Origin of the sequence: Nocardia sp. NPDC056611 (assembly GCF_042792755.1) — a bacterium.
In the GTDB taxonomy this organism is placed as follows: Bacteria; Actinomycetota; Actinomycetes; order Mycobacteriales; family Mycobacteriaceae; genus Nocardia.
The window spans coordinates 88,069-113,026 of sequence record NZ_JBHTVV010000008.1 but is presented as its reverse complement, the minus strand read 5'-3'; the positions used below and the strand labels follow the sequence as shown (position 1 = coordinate 113,026).

Below are 24,958 nucleotides of genomic sequence, written 5' to 3'. Positions count from 1 at the left end.
ACTACCCTCGGTGGCATGACTTCAGCGGCACCTGTTTTCCGGACCAGACGGGTTGTGACGACGCGGGCGGGCGGATTCTCGCAAGCGCCCTACGACTCGTTCAATCTGGGTGACCACGTCGGTGATGATCCGGAGGCGGTGCGGCGCAATCGGGTTCGGCTCGCGGAGAGCATCGGGCTGACGCCGGACCGGCTGGTGTGGATGGAGCAGATCCACGGCCGTGCCGTCGAGATCGTGGACGGTCCGCGCACCGAGCCGGTGCCCGCCACGGACGCTCTGGTCACCACCCAGCGAAACCTGGCGCTGGTGGTGCTCACCGCCGACTGCGTGCCGATCCTGTTGTCCGACGACGAGGCCGGGGTGATCGCGGCCGTGCACGCGGGCCGGATCGGCGCCCGCATCGGGATCGTGCCGCGGGTGCTCGAGGCCATGGTGTCGGTCGGCGCGAAGCCGGAGCGGATCGGGGCCTTCCTCGGCCCGGCCGCCAGCGGCCGCCAGTACGAGGTGCCCGCGGCCATGCGCGCCGATGTCGAGGCGCATCTGCCGGGCAGCGCGACCACCACCGCCAAGGGCACGCCCGGCCTGGATCTGCGCGCCGGCATCCGGCGGCAGCTGGAGGCCGCGGGTGTCGGCGCCGTCGCGATGGACCCGCGGTGCACCATCGAGGACAAGACCTTGTTCTCCCACCGCCGCGGCGCGCCGACAGGCCGACTCGCCGGTGTGATTTGGATGTCACCCGAGGGGGTTTCAGAATGACCGAAAGTTTCACCGCCGCAGCGGGATCCGATGCGGCGCACGTCACGTCCGGCGGAGGTCGCGTCGCCGAGCTCGAAACCGCCCTGTCGGCACTCATCGAGCGAATCGACGCAGCGTGCGCGGCCGCGGGCCGCGAACCCGGGTCGGTGCGGCTGCTGCCGGTGACCAAGTTCTTCCCCGCCTCGGATATCGAGATCCTCTATGACCTGGGCCGCCGGGAGTTCGGGGAATCCCGCGAACAGGAGGCCGCGGGCAAGGTGGCGCAGCTGGGACACCTGTCCCAGGTCCGGTGGGAGTTCATCGGACGGCTCCAGCGCAACAAGGCGAAAGCCGTTGCACGCTGGGCGGATACGGTCTACTCGGTGGACAGCGAGCGGCTCGCGAGCGCGCTCGACGCCGGTGCGCGGGCCGCGCTGGACGAGGGCGCGCGTTCGGCCCCCTTGCGCGTGCTGCTGCAGGTGTCCCTGGACGCCGATCCGGCCCGCGGCGGCGTCCGCGACGACGCGCTGCGCGCGCTCGCCGATCAGGTCGCGGCGTCGGAATCGCTGCAGCTCGCGGGCCTGATGGCGATCCCGCCGCTGGATGTGGAGCCCGACGCGGCCTTCGAGCAACTGGCCCGCATCCACTCTGTATTAACGATTGTTCACCCCGATGCGAAAGAACTGTCGGCGGGCATGTCCGGCGACTTGGAGTCGGCCATCCGCCACGGCAGTACGTGCGTGCGTGTCGGTACTGCGCTTATGGGCGCGCGACCGATAACCTCGGCGTAGCAAAGAAACCTCACCAGTCACATTTGAAACATATGCTTGGTGACAGACGAGGACTGAGCAGGACAACACCCCAGGCCAACCGGGGCCGAAGGAAGGTCGACCAGATGAGCACGCTGCACAAGTTCAAGGCGTACTTCGGGATGGTTCCGCTCGAGGATTACGAAGACGATTACGTCGACGACCGCGGAGCCGCCCGGAGCGCCGATGAGCGTGGCCAGCGTCGTCCCCGGCCCTACGCCGAACGCGAGCGTGACTACGACCGATACGGCGAGGACCGTTACGACGACGAGCCGGCCTACGAGCCGTCGTACAAGGCCCCCTACAAGCCGGCCTACAGCACCTCCCGTCGCGACGACTACGCCGACGAGCTGCGTGAGCGCGAGCGCGATCACCGCGAGCGCGACCGCTACGACGCCGACGCCCGCTACGACGCCCCGCGTCGCCCCACCCGCATCGACACCGCGCCGTCCAGCCGCACCCGGTCCATGGGCGGCGGTGCGAGCACCCGCGGCGCGCTGGCGATGGACACCGACGCCGAGCGGCGCATCGAGGAGCTGCGGGAGCAGGAGCGCCGCATCGAGGCGGCCCGCCGTCCCCAGATCTTCGAGGACGGAGGCACCTTGTCCAAGATCACCACGCTGCGCCCGCGCACCTACGCCGAGGCCGCCATCATCGGTGAGCGCTTCCGCGACGGCACCCCGGTGATCATGGACCTGGTCGAGATGAGCAACTCCGACGCCCGCCGCCTGGTGGACTTCGCCGCCGGTCTGGCCTTCGCCCTGCGTGGCTCATTCGACAAGGTGGCCACCAAGGTGTTCTTGCTCTCGCCCGCCGACGTCGACGTCTCCGCCGAGGAACGCCGCCGCATCGCCGAGAACGGCTTCTACAACCAGAAGTAACCAGCTGCCGCTGCCGTGGGGAACGGCGGCGTCAGCCGGTGCCGGCGCACACCGCGCCGAACACGCACGGCGGCAGCGCAACGCGCCGCGTACACGGGGGTTGCGACCGAGGGTCGCGGGGGGATCATGGGGGAGTCTTGCGGCTATGCCGCGTCAACACCGGATGTGACCGGCACGATCCGTGTTTCTGTTTTGCCGATGACGGTTTGTCGGGCAGAGTGGTGCGGTGGCCTTGTTCCAGGTGTTGAACCTCCTGCTGTTCCTCTTCTGGCTGCTGCTGATCAGCCGAGTCATCGTCGAGTTCATCCGCAGCTTCGCGCGCGACTGGCGGCCGACCGGCTTCGTCGTGGTCATCCTCGAGGTGATCTTCACGATCACCGACCCCCCGGTGAAACTTCTGAGGCGTTTGATACCCCCAGTGAATCTTGGGGGAATTCGGCTCGATCTGTCGATTATGGTCCTGCTGTTTATCGTGTTCATCCTCATGTCGATCACGGGCCAGATAGGGCAGTCGGTAGCTCAGGTGTGACAGAATGAGCCGAAAGAATGCTTGCCCAGATCTACCGCTAGATCTCCATACGAAGCGTGAAGGGATCGTTCCATGCCGCTGACCCCCGCCGATGTTCATAACGTCGCGTTCAGCAAACCGCCGATCGGGAAGCGCGGCTACAACGAGGATGAAGTCGACGCCTTCCTCGACCTGGTCGAGCAGGAGCTCTCACGCCTCATCGAGGAGAACGCGGATCTTCGCCAGCGCGTTGCCGAGCTGGACGCGGAACTGTCCGACGCCAAGAAGAACCGCGGCCCCGCGGTCCAGCCGGTGAAGGCCCCGGTCGCGCCGGAGCCCATCAAGGCCGCCCCGCCGGTGCCCCCGGCCCCCATGCCGGCCCCGGCCCCGGTCGCCGCCGTCAAGGCCGAGGCCCCCTCCGCGGACGCCAATCTGCAGGCCGCCAAGGTGCTTTCGCTGGCCCAGGAGATGGCCGACCGCCTCACCTCGGACGCCAAGACCGAGGCCGAGTCGCTGCTGGCCAACGCCAGAGGCAACTCCGAGCGCCTGGTCAGCGACGCTCGCACCCGCTCGGAGGCGATGATCGCCGACGCGCGCCAGAAGGCCGAGGCCATGCTGTCCGACGCGCAGACCCGCTCGGATTCCCAGCTGCGCCAGGCCAAGGAGAAGGCCGACGCCCTGCAGGCCGACGCCGAGCGCAAGCACACCGAGATCATGGCCACCATCACCCAGCAGCGCAGCGTGCTGGAGAGCCGCATCGAGCAGCTCAAGACCTTCGAGCGCGAGTACCGCGTGCGCCTGAAGTCCTACCTGGAATCGCAGCTGGAGGAGCTGGAGAACCGTGGTTCGGCGGTCCCGGTCGACGGTGGCGAATTCGGTCAGGATGCCTCCGGCAACGGCGCACTCCTCAAGGGCAGCAAGTAAAGTCGTAACTACGGCCAGCGTTGCCGGGCCGCTCCGGGTGACCGTCCGGGCGATCCGGCCTCGCCGCCAACCTTTCGAGTCCTCCGATGGCCCGCGCCGTCGAAGCCCAACGAGGGGGTGGTGCACTTGCTCGCAGTGACACTCGGGCTCGCCGCTGTCGGTTTCGGCCTGCTGGTGACCGCACTGACCACCGGTTCGGTGATCTGGGCATGGGGCTGCATCATCGTGTGCGTGATCGGCGCGGTGCTGCTGCTCGTCAGTGCGTTGTCGCTGCGGTCCGATGACGAGGACGCGTCCTCGCCGCCACCGGGCGGACGGCACGCCAGGCATTAGCGGCTCACACGATTCGCTTCGGGGCGGGTCCGGGGAATAACCCCTGGACCCGCCCCGCTAGTATGGAGACAGCACCACGGCGTCGATCCGGCCATCACCGGGGAGCCTTCGGAAGAACGGCGGGACCTGCTCCGAGCGGGTATCGCCCACTAGAACCGAACGGGTGAGCCCGTCACAGCTCGCAACGAGAGGCTCGGTCTCGCAAGGGTTTTCACAGACCCGCGGTCCGGGCAAGCGGGGTGGTACCGCGGTTACGGCGCGCCGAGCGCCGGGATCGTCCCCGTGCCCACGACGCAGGCACGAGGAGACGAGAGGCCGCCATGGCGGACGAGAGCAGCACCCGAAGCGCATACCCCCGCGCGGACCTGAGCCGGACCACCGGGCAGGTCTCCTTCCCCGAGCTGGAGCAGCGGGTCCTGGACTACTGGGCCGCCGACGACACCTTCCGTGCCAGCATCGAGAACCGTTCCGAGGCAGAGGAATTCGTCTTCTACGACGGCCCGCCCTTCGCCAATGGGTTGCCGCACTACGGTCATCTGCTGACCGGATACGTGAAGGATTTGATCCCGCGTTTCCAAACCATGCGCGGTAAGAAGGTCGAACGGCGTTTCGGCTGGGATACTCACGGCCTGCCCGCGGAAATCGAAGCGGAGAAGCAGCTCGGTATCACGGACAAATCACAGATCGATGCCATGGGCCTCGCGGAATTCAATGCCGCGTGTAAATCCTCGGTCTTGCGCTACACGAACGAATGGCGTAACTACGTCACCCGCCAGGCGCGCTGGGTCGACTTCGACAACGACTACAAAACCCTCGACCTCGACTTCATGGAGTCGGTCATGTGGGCGTTCAAGTCGCTGTACGACAAGGGCCTGGTCTATCAGGGCTTCCGGGTGCTGCCCTACAGCTGGTACGAGCAGACCCCGCTGTCCAACCAGGAGGCGCGCCTCGACGACTCCTACCGGATGCGCCAGGATCCGGCGGTCACCGTCGACATGGTGCTGCGGGTTCCGGCCGACCACCCGCTGCACGGCCTCGACGGCGCCAACGCGCTGATCTGGACCACCACGCCGTGGACGCTGCCGTCCAACCTCGCCATCGCCGTGCACCCGGACGTCACCTACGCGCACGTGCAGGGCAAGGACGGCAAGCGGTATGTGGTTGCCGCCGAGCGGGTGTCGCACTACACCCGTGAGTTCGGTGAGGAGCCGCAGGTGCTGTCGGAGCACTCGGGCGCCGCGCTCGAGGGCCTGAACTACCTGCCGCCCTTCGACTTCTTCCTCGGCCACCCGCGCGCGCACCGCGTGCTCAACGCCGACTACGTCACCACCGACTCCGGCACCGGCATCGTGCACCTGGCTCCCGCCTTCGGTGAGGAGGACATGGATGTCGCCTCCGCCAACGGGATCGACATCGTGCAGCCGCTCGACGCGGGCGGCAAGTTCACCTCCATGGTGCCGCCGTACGAGGGCCTGATGGTCTTCGACGCCAACCCGGTCATCATCAAGGACCTCAAGGCCGCCGGAAAGCTGTTGCGGCACGAGACCATCGAGCACTCCTACCCGCACAGCTGGCGCTCGGGCCAGCCGCTGATCTACATGGCGGTGCCGTCCTGGTTCGTGGCGGTCACCAAGTTCCGCGATCGCATGGTGGAGCTCAACAAGGAGATCACCTGGGTCCCGGAGCACATCCGCGACGGCCAGTTCGGCAAGTGGCTGGAGAACGCGCGCGACTGGAACATCAGCCGTAACCGCTACTGGGGCGCGCCGATCCCGGTGTGGATCTCCGACGACCCGGCGTACCCGCGGGTGGACGTGTACGGCTCGCTCGACGCGCTCGAGCGGGACTTCGGCGTGCGCCCGGACGACCTGCACCGGCCCATGATCGACGAGCTGGTGCGGCCGAATCCCGATGACCCGACCGGGAAGTCGATGATGCGGCGCACCCCCGAGGTCCTCGACTGCTGGTTCGAGTCGGGTTCCATGCCCTACGCGCAGGTGCACTACCCGTTCGAGAACAAGGAGTGGTTCGAGGGCACCTCGACCGAGTCCATTGACGGCGCCGCCGTCGCAGCTCCGCACAGCCCCGGCGACTTCATCGTCGAGTACAACGGCCAGACCCGCGGCTGGTTCTACAACCTGCACGTGCTCTCGACCGCGCTGTTCGACCGCCCGGCGTTCAAGTCCGTTGTGGCGCACGGCATCGTGCTCGGCGACGACGGCCTGAAGATGTCGAAGTCCAAGGGCAACTACCCCGACGTCAACGAGGTCTTCGACCGCGACGGCTCCGACGCCATGCGCTGGTTCCTCATGGCGTCCCCGGTGCTGCGCGGCGGCAACCTGATCGTCACCGAGCGCGGTATCCGCGAGGGCGTCAGCCAGGCGCTGCGCCCGCTGTGGAACGCGTGGACCTTCCTGCAGCTGTACGCCTCGCAGCCCGGCACCTGGCGCACCGACTCGGAGAACGTGCTCGACCGGTACATCCTGGCCAAGCTGGCGGCGACCCGCGACGTCATGACCGACGCGCTCGAGGTCTACGACATCGCCACCGCCTGCGACGAGCTGCGCACCTTCGCCGACGCGCTCACCAATTGGTATGTGCGCCGGTCGCGTTCGCGCTTCTGGGAGGAGGACCGCGACGCCATCGACACCCTGCACACCGTGCTCGAGGTGACGACCCGGCTCGCGGCCCCGCTGCTGCCGCTCATCTCCGAGGTGATCTACCGCGGCCTCACCGGGGAGCGTTCGGTGCACCTGGCCGACTGGCCCGCGGCCGACGTCCTGCCGCACGACGCCGAACTGGTGTCGGCGATGGACGAGGTCCGCACCGCCTGCTCCACGGTGCTGAGCCTGCGCAAGGCCCAGAACCTGCGGGTGCGCCTGCCGCTCTCGGAGGTCACCGTCGCCGCCGCCGACGCGGAACGCCTGCGCCCCTTCGTGGATCTGATCGCCGACGAGGTCAATGTCAAGAAGGTCGACCTCACCGCGGACGTGGCCGCCCACGGCCGCTTCGAACTGGTCGTCAACGCTCGCGCCGCCGGTCCGCGCATCGGCAAGGACGTCCAGACGGTGATCAAGGCCGTCAAGGCGGGGGAGTGGACCGAGGCCGCCGACGGCACCGTGACCGCCGCCGGAATCGCCCTGCTCCCCGAGGAGTACACCCAGCGCCTGGTCGCCGCCGAGCCCGAGTCCACCGCCGCCCTGCCCGGCAATGCCGGTCTGGTGGTGCTGAATTCGGTGGTCACCGAGGAACTCGAGGCCGAGGGCTGGGCCCGCGACCTCATCCGCGACCTCCAGGAAACCCGCAAGTCCCTCGGCCTGGACGTCTCCGACCGCATCACCGTGGTCCTCGACGTCCCGGCGGACCGCCTCGCCTGGGCCGAAACCCACCGCGACCTGATCGCGGGCGAGATCCTGGCCACCACACTGACTTTCGGCGCGGCCCCCGCGGACGCGTCCGAGATCGTCGGCGGCGTCAAGGTCTCGATCACCAAGGCCTGACCGAGTTCACCCGACAGCGGCGCGGACCTTCGGGTCCGCGCCGCTGTCGTATCGGTGTGCTGTCGTGTCGCGCCGATCCGCGTCCCGGCGGCCCCGAACGATCAAACATGGAGGGCGCGAACAGATACGGCCTGGACGACCTGCGAAACCGGCTCGAGGCGATCGTGCGTGGTGTGGCAGCCGCCGGTGGGGAAGCGATCATCACCGCCGGCGGCTGCGAGATGGCGGTCATCATCTCGGTCGCCTGCTACGAGCGACTCCACGAGCACGCCGACACCGTTGATGCCGTGTGTCTAGGTTCGGGGCCGCAAGCCCTCGAGGACAGGACCGACCAGGGTCGGGACGTCGAGTAGTTCGCCGGCACCGAGGAGGAAGCGCAGGTACACCGGGCCGTAGAGCATGTTGGTCATGGTCAGGAGGGGGAGGTCGTCGCGAATCTGCCCGGCGCGCATGGCGGTTTCGAGTCGGCGGCCGGCCATGCGAACGCGGGGCTCGATGAACGTCTCGCGGACCATCTGGAGGAGCTTCGGGTCGTTCTGGGCTTCGGCGATGACACCGCGGTAGACGCAGCCCGCGTCGCCGGCGAGCATGCGCGACAGGGCGGTGATCTGCGTGGTCAGGTCGGCGGCGATGTCGCCGGTGTCGGGAAAGTCGGTGGCGGAGCCGACCTGGTCGTTGATGGCCTCGAGGGCGATCGCGCCCTTGGAGGGCCACCAGCGGTAGATGGTCTGCTTGCCGACGCCCGCGTGGGAGGCGATGGCCTCGATGGTGAGTTTCCCGTAGCCGTTGCGCACGGCGAGTTCGAAGGTGGCGTCGAGGATCGCCTGATGGGACTTGGCGCTGCGCAGTCCGGGGTTGGGCGGCTGGGGCATGGGTCCAGCATACCGCCAAACGAGACGGCACGTCTCGTCTTGACAAGGTGTGGGCGGCGGGCTAACTTACTTCATGAGACGAGACGGACCGTCTCGCCAGAGAATGGGAACACGGTCGCTAGGAGCGAACAATGACCACCATCACCACCCCCGCCGCTGTCACCGCCACTCCCGCCGCCCTGCCGTCGGTGCACCGGCGCGCGCTGATCACCTGGCTGGCTGTGTACCCGACCATCACCCTCGCACTGGCTCTGCTCGGCCCCGAGATGGGCGGGCTGCCGGTCTTCGTGAAGACGCTGATCCTGACCGTGATCGTGGTTCCGGTCTCGGCGTACCTGCTGGTTCCGCTGCTGATGAAGGCCAACCAGCGGCTGGCGGTGTGGGCGCGGCGCTGACTCGGCGGCTTCGTGCGACTCCAGCAAACATGGAGCGCCTCCCTGATCGGGGAGGCGCTCTTTTTGTTATGTGGGGTCTGAATCGGTTGACCAGGAGTTTCTTCGGGATGGGCGCCGGCGGCTCGAGACACGCCAGCCGTGGTTCTCTTGTGGCTGCTGTTGCGGGTGCGATAGAACGGCTATCAGCTAGCTAACCTACCTTGTTCCCAGCTGTTCCCGCGGTACCACCGATGAAGGGGCGCCCCCTATGGCTCGCAAGCGGCTCGGCAGGCTCAGAACCTTGGCCACGACGGTGGCCGCGATGGCGATGACAGGGGCGATGTGGGCGGGCGCCGCGCACGCCGACACCGGGTCGGGGGGCTCGGGCTCCGCGTCCGGATCCTCCTCCGGCAGCGGGACCGGATCGTTCTCCGGAAGCGCCAGCGGCTCGGCGCAATTGCCGATCGCGAGCCCGCGGGCCATGGCCGCGCTCGCGCTGGCCGGCACCCAGACCGGCAAGCCCTACGAGTGGGGCGGTACCGGTCCGGACGCCTGGGACTGCTCGGGATTGGTGCAGTGGGCCTTCCGCAGCGTCGGCATCAATCTGCCGCGCACCACCTGGCAGCAGGCCGAGGTCGGCCTCGAGGTGCCGTTCGGGGCGCTGCAGCCCGGGGATGTGCTGATTCTCAACGATGACGCCTCCCACGAAGGGATCTACGCGGGCGGCGGCAACGTCTTGAACGCGTACAACTGGGGTGTGCCCGTCGGATTGACGCCCTTGAGCGAGTTCGACATCTACACCATTCGACGATTCTTCTGAATCGCGTCAGTCGACAACCAGTTCCACGGGGATGTTGCCCCGGGTGGCCTTGGAGTACGGGCACACCTGGTGAGCGGCCTCGACCAGCGCGTGGCCCTGCTCGTTCTGCAGTTCCTCGGGCAGTTCCACGTGCAGCACCACGGAGATGCCGAAGCCGGTCTCGTCGTCCTTGTTCAGGGTGACGTCGGCGGTCACCGAGGTGTCGCCGAGCTTCACGCCCTGGTTGCGGGCCACCGCCTGCAGCGCGCCGGCGAAGCAGGCCGAGTAGCCCATGGCGAAGAGCTGCTCGGGGTTGGTGCCGTCACCGCTGCCGCCCGCCTCCTTGGGCTGGGCGAGCTTGAGGTCGAGGTAGCCGTCGGAGCTGACCGAGCGGCCCTCGCGGCCGACGGAGGTGGCGGATGAGGTGAAGAGTGCGGGCATTGATATCTCCTAGACAGACTTGTCTGTTCACGTCCGAGTCCCAGGGTAGACAGATCTGTCTGCTATCGTCAATACATAGCCCCGATCAGGGAGAAGGAGAGCAGGTCAAGCCATGAGCGAAGCCCGCGAGCGCCTGCTGGACACCGCGACCCGGCTGTTCTACGCCGAGGGGATCCACACGGTCGGCATCGACCGGATCATCGCCGAGGCCGGGATCGCGAAGGCCACCTTCTATCGGCACTTCAAGACCAAGGAAGATCTGGTCGTCGCCTACCTGGTCCGCGAATACGGCCGCCAGCGCGAGACCTTGGAGGCCATCCCCGGCTCGGGCGCGGAGTCCATCGTCGGCATCTTCGAGCGGCTCGGTGAGCTCAGCCGCGGCCCGGGGTTCCGGGGCTGCCCGTTTCTCAACGCCGCCGTGGAGTTCCCGAACTCCGACCACGCCGTGCGCAAGGTCGTCGACGAGTACCGCGCCTGGTTCCGCGACCTGATGGCCCAGCGCCTGCGCGCCGCCGGTCACCCGCAGGTCGAGGACGCCGCCCGCGCTCTGCTGCTGACCCGCGACGGCGTGACCATCAGCGGGGGAGTGGGCGACGCGGAGACGGTCCGGGTGGGCATCCGGACCGCCTTGTCGCAGTGGGGTATTCGCTAGACCCCGACCGCCTCCTCCATCTCTTCCTCGGCGGCGTCGTCCGCGGCGAGCTCGGGCGCGGCGGGCTTCGGCGCGGCCCGCCGCTTCTCGGCGAGGCCCGCGGCGGCCATGAGCGCCACGCCCGCGGCCAGCCACAGCACCAGGCTCGCCATCCGGCTGCCCAGTCCGATGCCGTCGAAGTAGAGCAGACTGCGCGCGCCCTCCACGAACCCCGCGCCGTTCCAGAACCGGTGCAGCGTGCCGAAGAAGTCGTTCTGCAGCCACGGGCTGTAGACACCGCCGGAGCTGGTGAAGTTCAGCATCACGAACAGCACCATCATGGCCAGGGTGGTCCAGCGCTTCAGGAAGGTGTGCAGGCCGATGCCGATGCTCAGGATGCCCGCCGAGTACAGCCACGACATGCCCCAGATCGCGCCCAGATCGTGGTCGACGATGTGGAAGACCGGGCCCGCGAGCGCCAGGCCGATCAGGCTCACCAGCAGCGAAGTGATCAGGCCGATGATCCCGCGCTGCCACAGCGACAGGCCCGCGCCCGCGGCGCTGATGGCGGCCACGCTGCCGTAGGAGCCGATGCTCAGCGCGACCAGCAGGAAGAACATGCCCTGCGCGGTGGGGTCGCCGGAGCTGGGGGTGGTGACGTCGGTGACGGTGAGCGGCGTGTTCTGCAGGCCGGCGACCTGCCCGAACACAGCCTCGGCGGCCATGGCGGTGGTGTCGGATCCGGCTTTGGCGACGAGCAGTTCGGGCTTCTCACGGTCGGGGACGTACGCCCCGGCCAGATCGCGGTGGCGCAGCTTGTCGACGGCGTCGTCGCGGGTGGGCACGGTGATCACGTCGAGGGCGTTGCCGCCCTTGTCCTTCAGCGATTGGGCCAGCACCTTGACCTGCGCGTTGTCGCCGACCACGGCCACCGCCAGGTGGTTGGGCTGGGGCTGGTGGAACGCGCCCAGGTAGGCCAGGCCCATGCCGAGGCACATGAGCAGCGGGGTGAGCAGGTGGACGGCGACGTGCCGGATCTGTTGGGTGGCCATGAAATCTTCTCCAATAGTTGGTAAATACAACCAAGCGAGGTTGTAGTCTACAACCATGAAGAGCGAATCCGCATTCCCCGCCCGCGCCGATGCGATCGAGGTCATACAGCGCGAGCTCACCGCCTTCGCCCGCCGCGCCCGTGGCCGGGCCAGCGAACTACACCCGGAGCTGTCGCTGGTGGCCTCCAGCATCCTGGACCTGGTGATCGAGCGGAACGGCTGCCTGGCCGCCGATCTCGCCGGTCACTTCCACCTCGACAAATCCACGGTCAGCCGCCAGGTGGCCGCCCTCGAACGCGACGGCCACCTGGAACGTGAAGTGGATCCGACGAACCGCCGCAACCTGGTCCTGCACGCCACCGCCGAGGGCCGCCGGGCGGCGCGCGCGGCGGCCCGCAGCCGCGCCGCCGCCTTCACCGAACGCTTCCAGGACTGGGACGACGCCGATGTGGAGCGGCTGGCGGAATACCTGGTGCGCTACAACGCCGCCGACGCGGGCTAGGCCCGAACCCGGCCCGGCTCAGTTGGTTCCGTCGGAGCGCTCGGTCTCGGGCGCCCATTCCTCATCGGGCAGGCCCATGCCCTTGGCCAGCACCGGCCACGAGGCGCGCAGCGCGTCCTGCCAATAACCCCACGAGTGCGTGCCCGCCTGGGTGATGTCGAAGGTCGCGGGAATGCTCATGTCCCGCAGCCGCGCCCGCAGGTTGCGCGCGCACCAGTCGCTGGCCGCCTCCAGGATGCCGCCCACCAGGATCTGCTGCGGCAGACCGCCGTCGGCCGGGCCCAGGCTGCGCACATCGGCCACATTGTCGTGCTTGCCGGGCAGGCCGCTGCCGTTGGAGACATAGATCTCCATGCCGCGCAGGGCCTCCGCGTGCACGTACGGGTCGTTGGCGGCCCACTCCGGATCGTCCATCGGCCCGTACATGTTCACCGGATTGCCGCCGCCGATGCTGATCACCAGGTTCGCGAACTTCTGCCCGACCGGGTCGGAGATCTGCGCGCACCCGCTGTAGGCGGCGACCGCGCGGTACAGGCCCGGCGCGGCGATGGCCAGCTGCAGCACCGAGGTGCCCGACATGGACATGCCCGCGATGGCGTGCGTGCCGTCGGTGCCGAGCGCCGCGTCCACCAGCGGCGGCAGTTCCTCGGTGAGGAAGGTCTTCCACAGGGGCTGTCCCAGTTTGGGATCAGCGCTGCGCCAGTCCGTGTAGTAGGTGAACGCGCCGCCGATGGGCATCACCACGTTCACGTTCTTGTCCATGAAGAACTGGGTGGCGTCGGTATTGCGCTTCCAGGTCGCGGTGTCCTGGCCGCCGCCCGCGCCGTTGAGCATGTACAGCACCGGCCGGGGCCGCGAGGGATCGGCGGGCCGCTGCACCTCCACGGTGATGTCGGCGTCCATGGCGGCCGAGTGCACCAGCAGGGTGAGGTTGCGCGCGTCGTGGATCTCGAAGCTCTCGATCGTCGATCCGTCCTCGGACACCGTTGTCGCCGCGAGTGCGGCGCTGCTGGTTATCGGGTCGGGAGGGGCGGCGAAGGCCGGGCCCGCGGGCACGACCGTGGTGAACGTAGTGACAAGGGAACAACTTGCCGCCGCGAGCAGTGCTGCCCGAGTGCCCAATCCGCCTAGCAAAACCGACCTTCGATCCACAGGGTGTCCCGACCCATGCGCATGATCGCCGACTCGTGCCCCAATGTTTCAGGTTTCGACAATATCGGGGTCGGCGTGCTTGTGGCACACGGCACTTGTGCGCCGGGCTATGCGGATCCGCTGTGGTTCAGCGCGTGTCGCGGTTCTCCTACTCGGCGACCAGGCCGCGCAGCAGTGGACCGTACTCCGGGTGCGCCAGCGCGGAGGCGAATTGCGCGGTCAGGTAGTCGGCCGGGTTGCCGGTGTCGTACCAGCGACCCCGGATCACCTGGCCGTACACCGGGTTCTCGGCGGCGAAGATATTGATGGCGTCGGTCAGGTACACCTCGCCGGTGCGGTGGGTGTACCAGTGGTCGACCTGGCGGCGCAGCTCGGCGATGATGCCGGGCGTGACCACGTAGCCGCCGATGGCGGCGAACTCGGACGGCGCGTCGGCCGGCTTGGGCTTCTCCTTGAGGCCGCTGATCCGCATCAGGCCGTTGCCCTCGGTCTCCTCGACCACCGGCACGCCGTAGCGCGAGGATTCGGCCGGGTCCATCGGCATCAGGGCCAGTACGGGCGCGCCGGTCTTGGCGTAGGCGTCGACGAGCTGCTGGGCGCGCGGCACCTCGGCGACGAAGACGTCGTCGGGCCACAGCACCAGCATGGGCTCGTCGCCCAGGTGGCGGGCGGCGTTCAGCACCGGCGTGCCGTTGCCGTAGGGACCGTGCTGGTCCAGGTAGGTGATGTGGCCGGCCCGGGCCAGCTCGCCGACCTCCTCGACCGCGTCGGCGTAGGCGGTCTTGCCGTCGGCGCGCAGCTGCGCGACCAGCGCCGGATTGGGGCGGAAGTGGTCCTGGATCAACGACTTTCCACCGCTGACCACGATGGTGATGTCGGTGATACCGGAGGCCACGAGTTCGCGGACGGTGTGCTCGATGACCGGCTTGTCGCCCACCGGGAGCATTTCCTTCGGGATCGCCTTGGTCAACGGCAGCAGGCGCGAGCCGATGCCCGCAGCGGGAATCACGGCCTTGCGAATCGTCATGGACGAATTCTCACACAGGTTCCTGCTCGTACCTGTCGGTAGCCGCTTGTAGATTTCCCTCTGTGACCACCTCCGCCGGCCCCGCGAACCCGGGCATCGTGCCTGGTGAGGCCGGTTGTGCTGGGGTGTCGGCACCGGGCGGCGGCGCGGTGCGGGCCGTGGCGGATTCACGGCAACCCCTCAGCCCCGCCGGAGGCCGGGGCCAGCGGCGCTGGGTGCTGCACATCGACATGGACGCCTTCTTCGCCTCGGTCGAACAGCTCACCCGACCGACCCTGCGCGGGCGGCCGGTGCTGGTCGGCGGCATGGGCGGGCGCGGCGTGGTGGCCGGGGCCAGTTACGAGGCGCGGGTGTTCGGCGCGCGGTCGGCCATGCCCATGCATCAGGCGCGTCGGCTGGTCGGCGCGTCGGCGGTGGTGATACCACCGCGCGGGGCGGTGTACGGGGAACTCAGCGGGCAGGTGTTCGAGGCATTGCGGTCGCGGATCCCGGTGCTGGAGACGCTGTCGTTCGACGAGGCGTTCGGGGAACCGGCGGAACTGGCGGGGGCGACGCCGGAGCGGGTGCTCGAATTCTGCGAGGAGCTGCGGACGGCGGTGCGCGAGCGCACCGGACTGGTGGCCTCGGTCGGGGCGGGCAGCGGCAAACAGCTCGCCAAGATCGCCTCCGGCCTGGCCAAACCCGATGGGGTGCGGGTGATTCCGGCGGTCGAGCAGGACGGCTTCCTGTCCGCGCTGCCGGTGCGCAGACTGTGGGGGATCGGGCCGGTGGCCGAGAGTCGTTTGCGCTCCTTGGGAATCGAGACGGTGGGGGCGCTGGCGGCGCTTCCGGAATCGGAGGCGGCCTCGATCCTGGGCGGCAGCATCGGGGTGGCGCTGCACCGGCTGGCACGCGGGATCGACGACCGCCCGGTGGCCGAGCGCGCCGAGGCCAAGCAGATCAGCGCCGAAACCACCTACGAGACCGACATTCTCACCCTCGCCCAGCTGCGCCCGGCCATCGACGCCATGGCGGCCTCGGCGCACCGGCGGCTGAGCGCGGACGGGCGGGCGGCGCGCACGGTGGTGCTCAAACTGAAGAAGGCCGATATGAGCATCGTGACCCGATCCTCCACACTGCCCTACGCCACCGAGGACCTGGTCACGCTGACCGCGGCCGCACAGCGCTCGGCCCTGGACCCGGCCGAGATCGGTCCGATTCGCTTGGTGGGCGTGGGTTTCGCCGGGCTGTCGGAGATCCGGCAGGAATCGCTGTTCCCGGAACTGGATCAGACCGTGGATGTCGGCGACGCGGTCGCCGAGGAGCCCACGCTGGCCGCGCCCGGCGGGCCGGATCCGCTGGTACCGCCCGCAACTCGGTCCTTCGCGATCGGAACCTGGTATCCGGGACTGGATGTCGAGCACCCGGAATTCGGCCACGGCTGGGTGCAGGGCGCGGGGCACGGGGTGGTGACGGTCCGCTTCGAGACCCGTTCCACCGGACCGGGTCCCACACGCACCTTCGCCGCCGCGGATCCGGCTCTCACCAGGGCGGATCCACTGGGCAGCCTGCGCTGACGGCGTTAAGACCCGAATGCGCGAATTATGAGGATTCGGCCTGAAAGTGCCGCGCCACCACCCTCGGAGGCGGTTTCCGCGACCGGGCGTTGGTAGTGTCGCCAGTCGGGCAGCCCGCCGCGGGTGTAGCTGTCACTTGTCGAACGGACCTACTCGAACGCAAAGGACGAGCAGTTGAAGCTTCAGAAGACTGGACGCATCGCGGTCGCCACGCTGGCTGTCGTGACCGTACTCGGGCTGTCGGCGTGTGGCAGCGGTGACAAGAAGGAGACCAAGCCCACCAAGGCCACCACCTCCAAGGTCACCGGCGCGCAGAACAACTACCCGCCGGCCCCGTCCGCGGCGGACCTGAATGCCGAGCTGCAGAAGGCGCTGGATCCGAACATTCCGGATTCGCAGAAGCTGGACATGATGCAGGGCGCGCAGGCCGACCCGGCCCTGCCCGGCCGCCTCACCGAGGCCTACCGCCAGAACAACGCCACCATCACCGTCACCAATGTGACCGACCTCGGCAACGGCACCCTCACCGCCGACGCCCAGTTCGCCGTCAACGGTGGCACGCCGCAGCAGGCCGTCGTGCCGTTCGTGGCCGAGGACGGCAAGTGGAAGGTCCAGAAGGACTGGGTCTGCAACGCCCTCTCGCTGGTCAACCAGACCTCCCCGGCCTGCGGCTAGTCGTCGGGGACGGACCCGGCATCCCCTGATGGAATGCCGGGTTCGTCCTCTTCTTGGCGGTCGATGATGAGGACCGCTTAGGATCTGCGGTCGTGACGGACGTGTTGGAGAAGGCGGGGCCGGATGCCGCCGGGAGTGCTGGTGCCGAACCCGAGAGACGGACTCGAGGGGGCTGGGCGCGCCCTGTCGCCCTGATCGCCGGCCTGATCGCGGTGCTCGCGGCGCTGGCGGTGCCGTTCCTGCCGGTGCGTGTGGACCACACCACTCTGACCTGGCCGCAGGGCAATTCGACGCAAAGCATCGAAGCCCCGCTGATCACGTACGCGCCGCAGAGCTTCGACGCCACCATCCCCTGCGCCGCCGTGGCCCAGCTGGGCGCCAAGGGCGGCACGCTGGCCGCCACCGGACCCCACGGCGCGCCGGACCTCGAGAAGAACGGATTCGTGGCCCGCGTCACCGCGGCGACCACCGCCGACGGCGTCACCGCGCCCGGCAAGCTGGAAGCGATCCTGCACCACAAGACGCTGCTCAGCGTGCCCGTGGACCAGCTCGGCGCGGGCTGCGCGCTCACCGTGCACTCGGACTTCACCTCCTCCACCGCGACGCTGACCGGTTCCTCGGTCGAGCCGGTCACCCTCGACGGTGACTACCGGCCGCAGCTGGTCGGGATCTTCAGCGATCTGACCGTCTCCGACGGCGCGAAGGTCACCGCGGCGGTGGACAGCCGCTTCACCTCCACCCCGGGCCCGCTCAAGCGGATCGCCATCTGGACGGCCATCGTGGGCACCCTCGTCGCGCTGGGCGCCCTGTTCCGGCTGGACCGCCTCGACGGCCGCCGCAGCCGCCGCTTCCTGCCCGCGCACTGGTGGACGTTCAAGCCGGTCGACGCCGTGGTGCTGGGCACGCTGGTGCTGTGGCACTTCATCGGCGCCACCACCTCCGACGACGGCTACCAATTCGGCATGGGCCGCGCGTCCCTGCACGCCGGGTACATGGCCAACTACTTCGGCTACTTCGGCGTTCCCGAAACCCCGGTCGGCACACCGTATTACGACCTGATCGGTCATATGGCGCAGGTCAGTCCGGCGAGCGTGTGGATGCGCCTGCCCGCGCTGGTGGCGGGCGTGCTGATCTGGCTGGTGCTCAGCCGCGAGGTGATCCCGCGCCTGGGCGCGCGGGTGCGCCGCGACCGGATCGCGGTGTGGACCGGGGCGCTGGGCTTCCTGGCCGTGTGGCTGGCCTACAACAACGGCCTGCGGCCGGAACCGCTGGTGGCTCTCGGTGTGCTGCTCACCTGGGTGTCGGTGGAGCGGGCCATCGCGACCGGGCGGTTGCTGCCCTACGGCATCGCCGTCACCATCGGCGCGTTCACCTGTACCGTCGGCCCGTCCGGCATCATCTGTTTCGCTCCGCTGCTGGCGGGCATCCGGCCGATCTGGCGGATTCTCAACCGGCGCGCAACGGAATTGGGTAAGCCGACCCCGCCCGACGCGAGTGCGCTCACCATTCTGAGGGCCCGCTTCGGCGCGTACCTGTCGCTGGCCGCTCCGGTGGCCGCGGCCGGCGCCGTGGTGCTGGCGGTCATGTTCTGCGATCAGCCGCTGGCCTCGATGTTCGAGATGAGCCGGGTGCACACCGTGGTCGGCCCGGATGTGCACTGGGACGGCGAATACATTCGCTACCAGTACCTTTTCATGCCCACCATCGACGGCTCGCTGGCCCGGCGCTTCGGCATGTTCGTGTTCTGGATCGGCCTGGTGGTGTGCGCGGCGGTGCTGCTGCGCAAGGGCGGCCGGATCCCGTTCACCGCCTCGGGCCCCGCCCGGCGCGTGCTGGGCACGGGCGTCGGCGTCATCCTGCTGATGATGCTGACCCCCACCAAGTGGACCCACCACAACGGCATCTACGCCGGACTGGCCGGTGTCGTCGCGGTGCTCACCGCGGTCGCGGTCGGCCCCAAGGTGATGCGCTCGCCGCGCAACCGGGCGCTGTTCGCCGCGGTGGTGGCGTTCGCGCTGGCCGCGGCGTTCGCCAGCATCAACGGCTGGTGGTACGTGTCGAACTGGTCGATCTCCTGGAACGACAAGCCGGTGGTGCTGGCCGGGTTCCTGGTCTCCAAGATCTTCCTGGGCATCGCGCTGGCGCTGCTCGCGCTCGCCGGCTGGTTCCATGTGCGCGCGCCCGAAAAGCCGGGCCCGCACCGGATCTCGAAGCTGGGCTGGCGTTTCGTCGCCATCCCGCCGCTCACCGTCGCGGCCGCGTTCATGGTCGTGTTCGAGGTGGCCATGCTCGCCAAGGGCGCGGTCGTGCAGTACCCGGCGTACTCGCTGGCCCGCTCGAATATCGATGCGGTGCTGGGCAAGCCGTGCGGCCTGGCTCGCGACGTGCGGGTGGAGGAGCAGCCCAACGCGGGCATGCTGGCGCCGCTGACCGGCGACCCGCACAGCGCCTTCGGCGCCGAGGCCACCGGCTTCACGCCCCAGGGCGTCGCCGCCGATCTGCGCCCCGACGACGACCTCGACACCGGCGGCAGCGTCGCCAGCGCGGTCAGCGGGCGCAGCAGCGGCACGGCCGACGGAACCACCACCGCGCCACTGCCTTTCGGCCTGGACGCGAGCACCCCGGTGCTGGGCAGCTACAACAGCTCCGAGGCGATCTCCACCCTGACCACCGGCTGGTACCCGCTGCCCGCGGCCGAGAACCGCTCCGGCATCATCGCGATCGCCGCCGCGGGCCGCATCCGCTCGGTCGACCAGGACGGCATCGTGACCCCCGGCCAGTCGGTCGAGGTCGAATACGGTGTGCCCGGCGCCGACGGCGTGCCCGTCGCGCAGGGCCGGGTGACGCCGATCGATATCGGTCCCGCCCCGACCTGGCGCAACCTGCGGACGCCGTTGAGCGAGATCCCGGCCGCCGCCACCGCGATTCGCGTGGTCGCCACCGATCGCGACAGCGACCCCAAGCAGTGGGTGGCGCTCACCCCGCCGCGCATCCCGCACACGGTGACGTTGCAGGAGTACGTCGGCAGCAGCAAGCCGGTACTGCTGGACTGGGAAGTGGGCCTGCAGTTCCCGTGCCAGCGGCCCTTCGATCACCTCGACGGCATCGCCGAGGTGCCCGAGTACCGCATCCTGCCCGACCGCGGCGGCGCGGCCATGACCACGCTGTGGCAGAGCCACGACGGCGGCGGCGCGCTGGGCTGGAGCTCGATGCTCCTGCGCCCGGTCACCATCGCCACCTTCCTGGACAACGACCCGCGCCGGGACTGGGGCGAGCTGCAGCGGTTCGAGCGCATCGACAGTTCCGCGCAGACCGCCAAGCCGTCGGTGACCGTCGAGAGTCACCCGGGACTGTGGAATCCCGGGCCGATCAATGTGACCGGCTGGCAGTGACTCCGGCCCTCACGCAGTGACCGCGACCGCACCCGCTTCCCGACGGAAGCGGGTGCGGTGTCGTTTTCGGGGGCTCGGACCTGGCGGTTTCGGCGGGACTCAGCCCTGCATGGCCGCCATGCGCCTGGCCATCTCCTCCGGATCCACGTCCTCGACGTGCAGGGCGAGGGTCCAGCGGTGACCCCACGGGTCCTCGATGCCGGAGGTGCGGTCGCCGTAGAACTGGTTCTCCGGGGCCTGGAGCTCCTGCGCGCCCGCGGACAGGGCGGCGGCATGGGCGGCGTCCACGTCGTCGACGTAGACATAGAGGTTGACCGGCGTGCCGCCGACCGTGCGGGGATCCAGGAACCCCATGGCCGGGGCCGGGTCACCGAGCATGATCACCGAAGAGCCGAACTGCATTTCGCAGTGCGCGATGGTGCCGTCCGGGCCGGGCATGCGGAAACGCTCGTCGGCGCCGAACACGTGCTTGTAGAAATCGATCGCCCGGGCGGCGCCATTGCAGGCGAGTGAGGGGCACACGGTGGGATAGCCGTCGGGAATGGGTGTGACATCGGACATCGGAAACCTCCCGTCGAGGTTGTTGTCGGACGCGTCCAAGCCTAGGCCCGGGGACCGGCGACACCTAGGGTCCCGCGGCTCCCCGCAGTTTCCGCACCTGGGCCGCCGTCATGGCGCTGAGCTGCTGCGGATCGGGTTCCTTGGCGTCGGAGTAGGCGATCTGCACGACTGTCGAGCCCACCAGCGTGATGCTCACGTCGGTGTAGAGGGTGAGTCCCTCGCTGGTGGTCCGGACCTGGAACGCGGTCGATCCGTCCCCGGCCTGCGGCTGACTCAAACCACCCAGCCGGAATTCGACCTTGGTGTTGTCGGCATCGGTGCCCGCGTACTTCGTGCACCCGGTCAGCAGCGACTGGACGGCGGAAAAGGCCTGGGCCGCGCCGCCGTTCGCATAGGACGCCGCGTCGATGTCGACACTGGCGAAGTTCATCCCGCCGAACTGGGCCGCCGCGCGCGCCGCCGCGCCGGGCGCCTGCACCGCGATCGCTTCCAGCACCTTCGCGCACTGCGCGGGATCGGTCTTCGCGCCCGCGCCGCCCGACGCACCGGGCGGCGGGTCGTCCAGGGCGGTGAACCCCGCGGGCATGGCCGTCAGATCCAGCAGATCCGAGCGCAGCGTGTACTCGTCGAGAACCGGTGCGCCGCCGGGCGACTGCGTCGGCTGCACGGTCGGGCCCAGACTGGGCAGCGGGCCCCCGGAGTCCTTGCCGTTTCCGCAGGCGGTGGCGGTCAGCGCCAGCGCGCCCGCCAGCAACGCCAGCCGTGTCAGGCTCCCCACTGCACCTCCGTGCGCAGCGTCTGGCGCAGGGTCACCGCGCTGCGCGGGTCGCGGTAGGTCTGGTTGCCGCCGACTTCGACCTGGCCGGAAACCGGGAGCGGCAGGCCCAGATCCACGGCGATGGTGCCGGTGCCGTGCATCAGGTAGTCGACGATCTCGAGCTGGCCGGCCTCGTTGGGCAGATGCCACACCGCGGACTTCGGGCTCTGCACCACGTTCAGTTCGATGGTGAGTTCGTTGCCCTCGCGGGCGGTGAGGGTGCAGGTGGTCACCTGCTCGAGCGGGACGCTCCCGGAAACCTGTTGCCGTACGGTCCATACCGCGCCCACGCCGACGGCCTCGGTCGGGAAGGCGATGGACTGGTACACGGCCTGATAGAACGACTGCTCCAGCGCGGCGCGCGCGGCGTCGGAGGTGGCCGGTTTGGGGGCCAGCTTGAGTGCGGTGATCGCGCCCAGCTCGCTCACGTCGAAACCGACGTGGGATCCGTCGGCGTGCGTCAACGCCTGCGCCAGGGTCGGGTCGGGGGAGGTGACATTGCCGACGGTCAGTTCGACCCCGTCGGCCCCGGCCTGCGCGGTCAGCGGAATGGTGACCGCGGGCGGGGAGATGTCGCGCTGCGCCTGCTGATTGATCTGCTGCTCGATGTGGTGCTCGGTGCTCAACGTCACCTGCTGGCTGGTGCCCGGCTCGAGGGTCCGGCGCAGCGGCGAGCGGGGTTCGGCGCCCGGGGTGACGACGGTGGTGGTCACGGCCTCGATGGGCATGGTGACCTCTTTGTTGATGCCCACCGGCTCGGTGCCGTCGCCCTCGGCCGTGGTCTCCGACGAGTCGCTGCAGCCGACGCCGAAGGCGGTCAGGGTGACCGCGAGGACCAGCAACAGCACCCCGGAACGGTGGCCGCGGGCGCTCCCGCGGCGAGGCGGTCGCGGGGGTCCGGAACAGGGTGCGGTGGCGTTCGCCGAGCTGGGGGAGGAAGACAACACCGTCACGTCGAACAGGTTACGACGGGTTCCTGAAAAACAGCTGGGATCCTGTGCGGCCGCCGTTTCGGTTCGCCGGGACGGGCCCCGGGTCGGCCCGCGCGGCGGTTCGGAGCCGCCGGGCCCGGACCGTTCGGAGTCGCCGGGCGCGGATAAGGAATGATGTCAGGGTGAGTACCGACCGGCCGCGCGAAACGGGCGCTGAGGAACCAGACAAGTCGCCAGGGGAGACCGTTCCCGCGATCGATGCCGAGGCTTCCCCCGCCGGCGCAGCCGCCGAGTCGGACAGCGCTCCCGCCGCGACCGCGTCGCAGCCGCTGCGCCTGCGCAGTCTGCTGGTGCTCGCCGCGGTGGTGCTCGGCCTGGATCTGCTGACCAAGACGATCGTGGTCTCCACCATCACCCCGGGCAAGCCGATCTATCTGATCGGCGACTGGGCGCGGCTGTCCCTGGTCCGCAACCCGGGCGCGGCGTTCTCCATGGCCACCGGCATGACCTGGCTGCTGACCCTGATCGCCGCCGCCGTGGTGATCGGCGTGATCCGGATCGGCCGCACCCTGCGCTCGCTGCCGTGGGCCATCGGCCTGGGCCTGGTGCTGGGCGGCGCGCTCGGCAATCTCATCGATCGCCTGTTCCGCGCGCCCGGCCCGTTGCAGGGTCACGTGGTGGATTTCGTGGCGGTCGGCTGGTGGCCGGTGTTCAATGTGGCCGATTCGGCGATCGTGTGCGGCGCGATCCTGCTGGTGGCGCTGACGGTGTTCGGTTTCGAGCCCGACGGCACCCGCATGCACCGCGCGCCCGCGACGCCCGCGGAGGGGAAGGCGGCATGAGGGAGACTCGCAGCATGCCCGTGCCCGACGGGCTGGACGGCATGCGTGTCGACGCCGGGCTGTCGCGGCTGCTCGGCCTGTCCCGCACCGCCGTGGCGGCCATGACCGAGGACGGTTCGGTGCAGCTCGACGGCGTCGCGGCCGGAAAGTCGGATCGGCTCACGGCCGGCGCCTGGCTGGAGGTCGAATTCCCCGAGCCCAAGCGCGAACTCACCGTCGAGGCGACCCCGGTCGAGGGCATGAAGATCCTCTACGCCGACGACGACATCGTGGCCGTGGACAAGCCGGTCGGCGTGGCCGCGCACACCGGTGTCGGCTGGACCGGCCCCACCGTGGTCGGTGGTCTGGCCGCGATGGGCTACCGCATCTCCACCTCGGGCGCCCACGAGCGTCAGGGCATCGTGCACCGCCTCGACGTCGGCACCTCCGGCGTGATGGTGGTCGCGCAGTCCGAGCACGCCTACACCCAGCTCAAGCGCGCCTTCAAGTACCGCACCGTCGAGAAGCGCTATCACGCTCTGGTGCAAGGCCATCCGGATCCGTCGAGCGGCACCATCGACGCCCCCATCGGCCGCGCCCGCGGCAACGACTGGAAGTTCGCGGTCACCGCCGACGGCCGCCCGTCGGTCACCCACTACGACACGGTCGAGGCCTTCCAGGCCGCCAGCCTGCTCGACATCCATCTGGAAACCGGCCGCACCCACCAGATCCGCGTCCACTTCTCGGCCGTGCGCCACCCCTGCTGCGGTGACCTCACCTACGGCGCGGACCCGCGCCTGGCCGAACGCCTGGGCCTGGAGCGGCAGTGGCTGCACGCCCGCCAGCTGGGCTTCAACCATCCCGCCGACGGCCGCTGGGTCGAGATCACCAGCGAATACCCCGCCGACCTGGAACACGCGCTCGACGTCCTGCGTCAGCACTGATCGGAGCTCCGAGTGGATGCACCGCGGCCGCGCGGCGTGGCGGGCCCGACCCTGCGTCGCGCCGGGATCGCCACGGCGGCGGTGCTTCTCGTCGTCCTGATCCTCGTGCTGGGCTGGGCGAACCCGCCTCGGCCGGGGATCATCGCGACGGACCGGCTGGGACCGGAAAGCGGTGAGCCGGTGTCCGATTACCTGACGCGCGCCCGGAAGTCCTTGGAGGGCAGCGACTCCGGAGGTCGCTGGGCCCTGCTGTCCTTCGCTGAAGGCGTCACCGCCGACCGGATCCCGGAATTCGGTGCGGGCCTGCGTATCTCGGAGGTCGACTATCACGTGTGGGTGGACCGTGTCGCGACACCCATCATCGCGATCGGCGTGCCATCGGGTGAGGCCGTCGCGGTCGCCTCGGTGAAATCGGCCGTCGCCCAGATGGAATCGACCCCGACCTTCGATTCCCGCTCCTCGCAGGTCAAGGACCTCGTCGCCGCGCGGCTTCGCGCCGGCTGCGCGTGCGTCGTGGGCGTGGTCGTCCACGGCTCCCTCGACCGGCTGCGAACCGTGGCCACCCGTCCCGGAATCCGCGCTGTCGAGGCGCTGCCGGCCGACGCCTCCGCCGCCGTCTTCGCTGTCTCGCCACTGCTGCCCGAGCAGCGTGAGGCCGCGGTCCCGGGCCCCGATGATGGCCCCGTCCCCGCCGGCTGACCGGTTCCCGGACGCTCGACT

25 protein-coding genes and 1 pseudogene are annotated in these 24,958 nt (G+C 69.4%); 18 read left to right on the top strand and 8 right to left on the bottom strand.

Features of this window, described 5'->3' with window-relative positions; translation table 11 throughout:
- The first annotated feature begins 15 nt into the window (after positions 1-15).
- From pgeF to ACFRAQ_RS32360, 8 genes are all read left to right on the top strand, one after another.
- On the top strand, positions 16-756 hold the full coding sequence (pgeF, locus tag ACFRAQ_RS32395) for a peptidoglycan editing factor PgeF (protein ID WP_379106464.1): 741 nt from the start codon (positions 16-18) through the stop codon (positions 754-756).
- Entirely contained in the window at positions 753-1,526 is a 774-nt protein-coding gene (locus ACFRAQ_RS32390; protein ID WP_379106462.1) for a YggS family pyridoxal phosphate-dependent enzyme, read from the top strand. The genes pgeF and ACFRAQ_RS32390 overlap by 4 nt, the downstream gene beginning before the upstream one ends.
- A 104-nt stretch (positions 1,527-1,630) precedes the next feature.
- Positions 1,631-2,425: a cell division protein SepF gene (locus ACFRAQ_RS32385; protein WP_357287422.1), complete on the top strand. Its 795-nt coding sequence runs from the start codon at positions 1,631-1,633 to the stop codon at positions 2,423-2,425.
- A gap of 226 nt (positions 2,426-2,651) precedes the next feature.
- Entirely contained in the window at positions 2,652-2,954 is a 303-nt protein-coding gene (locus tag ACFRAQ_RS32380; protein WP_213560475.1) for a YggT family protein, read from the top strand.
- A 72-nt stretch (positions 2,955-3,026) separates the two neighbouring features.
- Positions 3,027-3,857: a DivIVA domain-containing protein gene (locus tag ACFRAQ_RS32375; RefSeq protein WP_379106458.1), complete on the top strand. Its 831-nt coding sequence runs from the start codon at positions 3,027-3,029 to the stop codon at positions 3,855-3,857.
- A 126-nt stretch (positions 3,858-3,983) separates the two neighbouring features.
- Positions 3,984-4,190, top strand: coding sequence for a hypothetical protein (locus tag ACFRAQ_RS32370; protein ID WP_357287461.1), 207 nt, complete (start codon positions 3,984-3,986; stop codon positions 4,188-4,190).
- Between the two features lie 320 nt (positions 4,191-4,510).
- Positions 4,511-7,690, top strand: coding sequence for an isoleucine--tRNA ligase (ileS, locus tag ACFRAQ_RS32365; RefSeq protein ID WP_379106456.1), 3,180 nt, complete (start codon positions 4,511-4,513; stop codon positions 7,688-7,690).
- 107 nt (positions 7,691-7,797) lie between these two features.
- Positions 7,798-8,043, top strand: coding sequence for a type II toxin-antitoxin system prevent-host-death family antitoxin (locus ACFRAQ_RS32360; RefSeq protein WP_379106453.1), 246 nt, complete (start codon positions 7,798-7,800; stop codon positions 8,041-8,043).
- Here ACFRAQ_RS32360 and ACFRAQ_RS32355 read toward each other — a convergent pair.
- Entirely contained in the window at positions 7,984-8,562 is a 579-nt protein-coding gene (locus ACFRAQ_RS32355; protein ID WP_379106451.1) for a TetR/AcrR family transcriptional regulator, read from the bottom strand. The two genes, ACFRAQ_RS32360 and ACFRAQ_RS32355, sit on opposite strands and share 60 nt — an antisense overlap.
- A 131-nt stretch (positions 8,563-8,693) precedes the next feature.
- Here ACFRAQ_RS32355 and ACFRAQ_RS32350 point away from each other — a divergent pair, with 131 nt between their 5' ends.
- Both ACFRAQ_RS32350 and ACFRAQ_RS32345 read left to right on the top strand, forming a co-directional pair.
- Positions 8,694-8,957 (top strand): hypothetical protein, encoded by a 264-nt coding sequence (locus tag ACFRAQ_RS32350; RefSeq protein ID WP_379106449.1) that lies wholly within the window; start codon positions 8,694-8,696, stop codon positions 8,955-8,957.
- A 247-nt stretch (positions 8,958-9,204) separates the two neighbouring features.
- Positions 9,205-9,756: an NlpC/P60 family protein gene (locus ACFRAQ_RS32345; protein WP_379106447.1), complete on the top strand. Its 552-nt coding sequence runs from the start codon at positions 9,205-9,207 to the stop codon at positions 9,754-9,756.
- A 6-nt stretch (positions 9,757-9,762) separates the two neighbouring features.
- Here ACFRAQ_RS32345 and ACFRAQ_RS32340 read toward each other — a convergent pair whose 3' ends face one another.
- Positions 9,763-10,176 carry an organic hydroperoxide resistance protein gene (locus ACFRAQ_RS32340; protein ID WP_379106445.1) on the bottom strand — a complete coding sequence of 138 codons (414 nt, stop codon included), beginning with the start codon at positions 10,174-10,176 and terminating at the stop codon, positions 9,763-9,765.
- A gap of 112 nt (positions 10,177-10,288) precedes the next feature.
- Between ACFRAQ_RS32340 and ACFRAQ_RS32335 the strand changes: the two genes are divergently transcribed.
- Positions 10,289-10,828 (top strand): TetR/AcrR family transcriptional regulator, encoded by a 540-nt coding sequence (locus ACFRAQ_RS32335; RefSeq protein ID WP_379106443.1) that lies wholly within the window; start codon positions 10,289-10,291, stop codon positions 10,826-10,828.
- Here the strand turns inward: ACFRAQ_RS32335 and ACFRAQ_RS32330 are convergent.
- Positions 10,825-11,859, bottom strand: a complete 1,035-nt coding sequence (locus ACFRAQ_RS32330; RefSeq protein ID WP_379106441.1) for a hypothetical protein — start codon at positions 11,857-11,859, stop codon at positions 10,825-10,827. The genes ACFRAQ_RS32335 and ACFRAQ_RS32330 overlap by 4 nt on opposite strands.
- Positions 11,860-11,914: 55 nt before the next feature.
- Here ACFRAQ_RS32330 and ACFRAQ_RS32325 point away from each other — a divergent pair, with 55 nt between their 5' ends.
- Positions 11,915-12,361, top strand: coding sequence for a MarR family winged helix-turn-helix transcriptional regulator (locus tag ACFRAQ_RS32325; protein ID WP_379106439.1), 447 nt, complete (start codon positions 11,915-11,917; stop codon positions 12,359-12,361).
- An 18-nt stretch (positions 12,362-12,379) separates the two neighbouring features.
- Here the strand turns inward: ACFRAQ_RS32325 and ACFRAQ_RS32320 are convergent, their stop codons facing one another.
- Together ACFRAQ_RS32320 and ACFRAQ_RS32315 are read right to left on the bottom strand one after the other, a co-directional pair.
- Positions 12,380-13,465, bottom strand: a complete 1,086-nt coding sequence (locus ACFRAQ_RS32320) for an alpha/beta hydrolase (RefSeq protein WP_379106656.1) — start codon at positions 13,463-13,465, stop codon at positions 12,380-12,382.
- A 196-nt stretch (positions 13,466-13,661) separates the two neighbouring features.
- Positions 13,662-14,540, bottom strand: a complete 879-nt coding sequence (locus ACFRAQ_RS32315) for a UTP--glucose-1-phosphate uridylyltransferase (protein WP_357095085.1) — start codon at positions 14,538-14,540, stop codon at positions 13,662-13,664.
- 230 nt (positions 14,541-14,770) lie between these two features.
- On the opposite strand from ACFRAQ_RS32315, the gene ACFRAQ_RS32310 reads away from it, so the two are divergent.
- From ACFRAQ_RS32310 to ACFRAQ_RS32300, 3 genes are all read left to right on the top strand, one after another.
- On the top strand, positions 14,771-16,096 hold the full coding sequence (locus tag ACFRAQ_RS32310; protein WP_379106655.1) for a DNA polymerase IV: 1,326 nt from the start codon (positions 14,771-14,773) through the stop codon (positions 16,094-16,096).
- A gap of 174 nt (positions 16,097-16,270) precedes the next feature.
- Positions 16,271-16,771, top strand: a complete 501-nt coding sequence (locus ACFRAQ_RS32305; protein WP_357287392.1) for a hypothetical protein — start codon at positions 16,271-16,273, stop codon at positions 16,769-16,771.
- 92 nt (positions 16,772-16,863) lie between these two features.
- Positions 16,864-20,163 (top strand): arabinosyltransferase domain-containing protein, encoded by a 3,300-nt coding sequence (locus ACFRAQ_RS32300; RefSeq protein ID WP_379106436.1) that lies wholly within the window; start codon positions 16,864-16,866, stop codon positions 20,161-20,163.
- Positions 20,164-20,262: 99 nt separating this feature from the next.
- Here ACFRAQ_RS32300 and ACFRAQ_RS32295 read toward each other — a convergent pair whose 3' ends face one another.
- The 3 genes and pseudogenes from ACFRAQ_RS32295 to ACFRAQ_RS32285 form a co-directional block, all read right to left on the bottom strand.
- Entirely contained in the window at positions 20,263-20,724 is a 462-nt protein-coding gene (locus tag ACFRAQ_RS32295) for a VOC family protein (protein ID WP_379106434.1), read from the bottom strand.
- Positions 20,725-20,788: 64 nt separating this feature from the next.
- A complete protein-coding gene (locus ACFRAQ_RS32290; protein WP_379106432.1) occupies positions 20,789-21,502 on the bottom strand; it encodes a hypothetical protein in 714 nt (237 codons plus the stop codon).
- 139 nt (positions 21,503-21,641) lie between these two features.
- Positions 21,642-21,698 (bottom strand): annotated as a pseudogene (locus tag ACFRAQ_RS32285) (hypothetical protein); the annotation flags it as partial.
- 957 nt (positions 21,699-22,655) lie between these two features.
- On the opposite strand from ACFRAQ_RS32285, the gene lspA reads away from it, so the two are divergent.
- The 3 genes from lspA to ACFRAQ_RS32270 are packed head-to-tail and all read left to right on the top strand — an operon-like array spanning position 22,656 to position 24,937.
- Complete coding sequence (gene lspA, locus ACFRAQ_RS32280) at positions 22,656-23,315, top strand: signal peptidase II (protein ID WP_379106430.1); 660 nt, start codon at positions 22,656-22,658, stop codon at positions 23,313-23,315.
- Positions 23,312-24,238 carry an RluA family pseudouridine synthase gene (locus ACFRAQ_RS32275; RefSeq protein ID WP_357095098.1) on the top strand — a complete coding sequence of 309 codons (927 nt, stop codon included), beginning with the start codon at positions 23,312-23,314 and terminating at the stop codon, positions 24,236-24,238. Before lspA ends, ACFRAQ_RS32275 begins: the two co-directional genes overlap by 4 nt.
- Positions 24,239-24,250: 12 nt before the next feature.
- Positions 24,251-24,937 carry a hypothetical protein gene (locus ACFRAQ_RS32270; RefSeq protein ID WP_379106427.1) on the top strand — a complete coding sequence of 229 codons (687 nt, stop codon included), beginning with the start codon at positions 24,251-24,253 and terminating at the stop codon, positions 24,935-24,937.
- The last annotated feature ends 21 nt before the right edge of the window (positions 24,938-24,958 follow it).

Excerpts from the sequence above, each read along its gene's own strand:
- ACFRAQ_RS32375 (WP_379106458.1), top strand. The coding sequence starts at position 3,027 with ATGCCGCTGACCCCCGCCGATGTTCATAACGTCGCGTTCAGCAAACCG.
- pgeF (WP_379106464.1), top strand. The coding sequence starts at position 16 with ATGACTTCAGCGGCACCTGTTTTCCGGACCAGACGGGTTGTGACGACG.
- ACFRAQ_RS32390 (WP_379106462.1), top strand. The coding sequence starts at position 753 with ATGACCGAAAGTTTCACCGCCGCAGCGGGATCCGATGCGGCGCACGTC.
- ileS (WP_379106456.1), top strand. The coding sequence starts at position 4,511 with ATGGCGGACGAGAGCAGCACCCGAAGCGCATACCCCCGCGCGGACCTG.
- ACFRAQ_RS32335 (WP_379106443.1), top strand. The coding sequence starts at position 10,289 with ATGAGCGAAGCCCGCGAGCGCCTGCTGGACACCGCGACCCGGCTGTTC.
- ACFRAQ_RS32345 (WP_379106447.1), top strand. The coding sequence starts at position 9,205 with ATGGCTCGCAAGCGGCTCGGCAGGCTCAGAACCTTGGCCACGACGGTG.
- ACFRAQ_RS32330 (WP_379106441.1), bottom strand. The coding sequence starts at position 11,859 with ATGGCCACCCAACAGATCCGGCACGTCGCCGTCCACCTGCTCACCCCG.
- ACFRAQ_RS32360 (WP_379106453.1), top strand. The coding sequence starts at position 7,798 with ATGGAGGGCGCGAACAGATACGGCCTGGACGACCTGCGAAACCGGCTC.
- ACFRAQ_RS32355 (WP_379106451.1), bottom strand. The coding sequence starts at position 8,562 with ATGCCCCAGCCGCCCAACCCCGGACTGCGCAGCGCCAAGTCCCATCAG.
- ACFRAQ_RS32275 (WP_357095098.1), top strand. The coding sequence starts at position 23,312 with ATGAGGGAGACTCGCAGCATGCCCGTGCCCGACGGGCTGGACGGCATG.
- ACFRAQ_RS32310 (WP_379106655.1), top strand. The coding sequence starts at position 14,771 with ATGGACGCCTTCTTCGCCTCGGTCGAACAGCTCACCCGACCGACCCTG.
- ACFRAQ_RS32350 (WP_379106449.1), top strand. The coding sequence starts at position 8,694 with ATGACCACCATCACCACCCCCGCCGCTGTCACCGCCACTCCCGCCGCC.
- ACFRAQ_RS32325 (WP_379106439.1), top strand. The coding sequence starts at position 11,915 with ATGAAGAGCGAATCCGCATTCCCCGCCCGCGCCGATGCGATCGAGGTC.
- ACFRAQ_RS32340 (WP_379106445.1), bottom strand. The coding sequence starts at position 10,176 with ATGCCCGCACTCTTCACCTCATCCGCCACCTCCGTCGGCCGCGAGGGC.
- ACFRAQ_RS32295 (WP_379106434.1), bottom strand. The coding sequence starts at position 20,724 with ATGTCCGATGTCACACCCATTCCCGACGGCTATCCCACCGTGTGCCCC.
- ACFRAQ_RS32315 (WP_357095085.1), bottom strand. The coding sequence starts at position 14,540 with ATGACGATTCGCAAGGCCGTGATTCCCGCTGCGGGCATCGGCTCGCGC.
- ACFRAQ_RS32385 (WP_357287422.1), top strand. The coding sequence starts at position 1,631 with ATGAGCACGCTGCACAAGTTCAAGGCGTACTTCGGGATGGTTCCGCTC.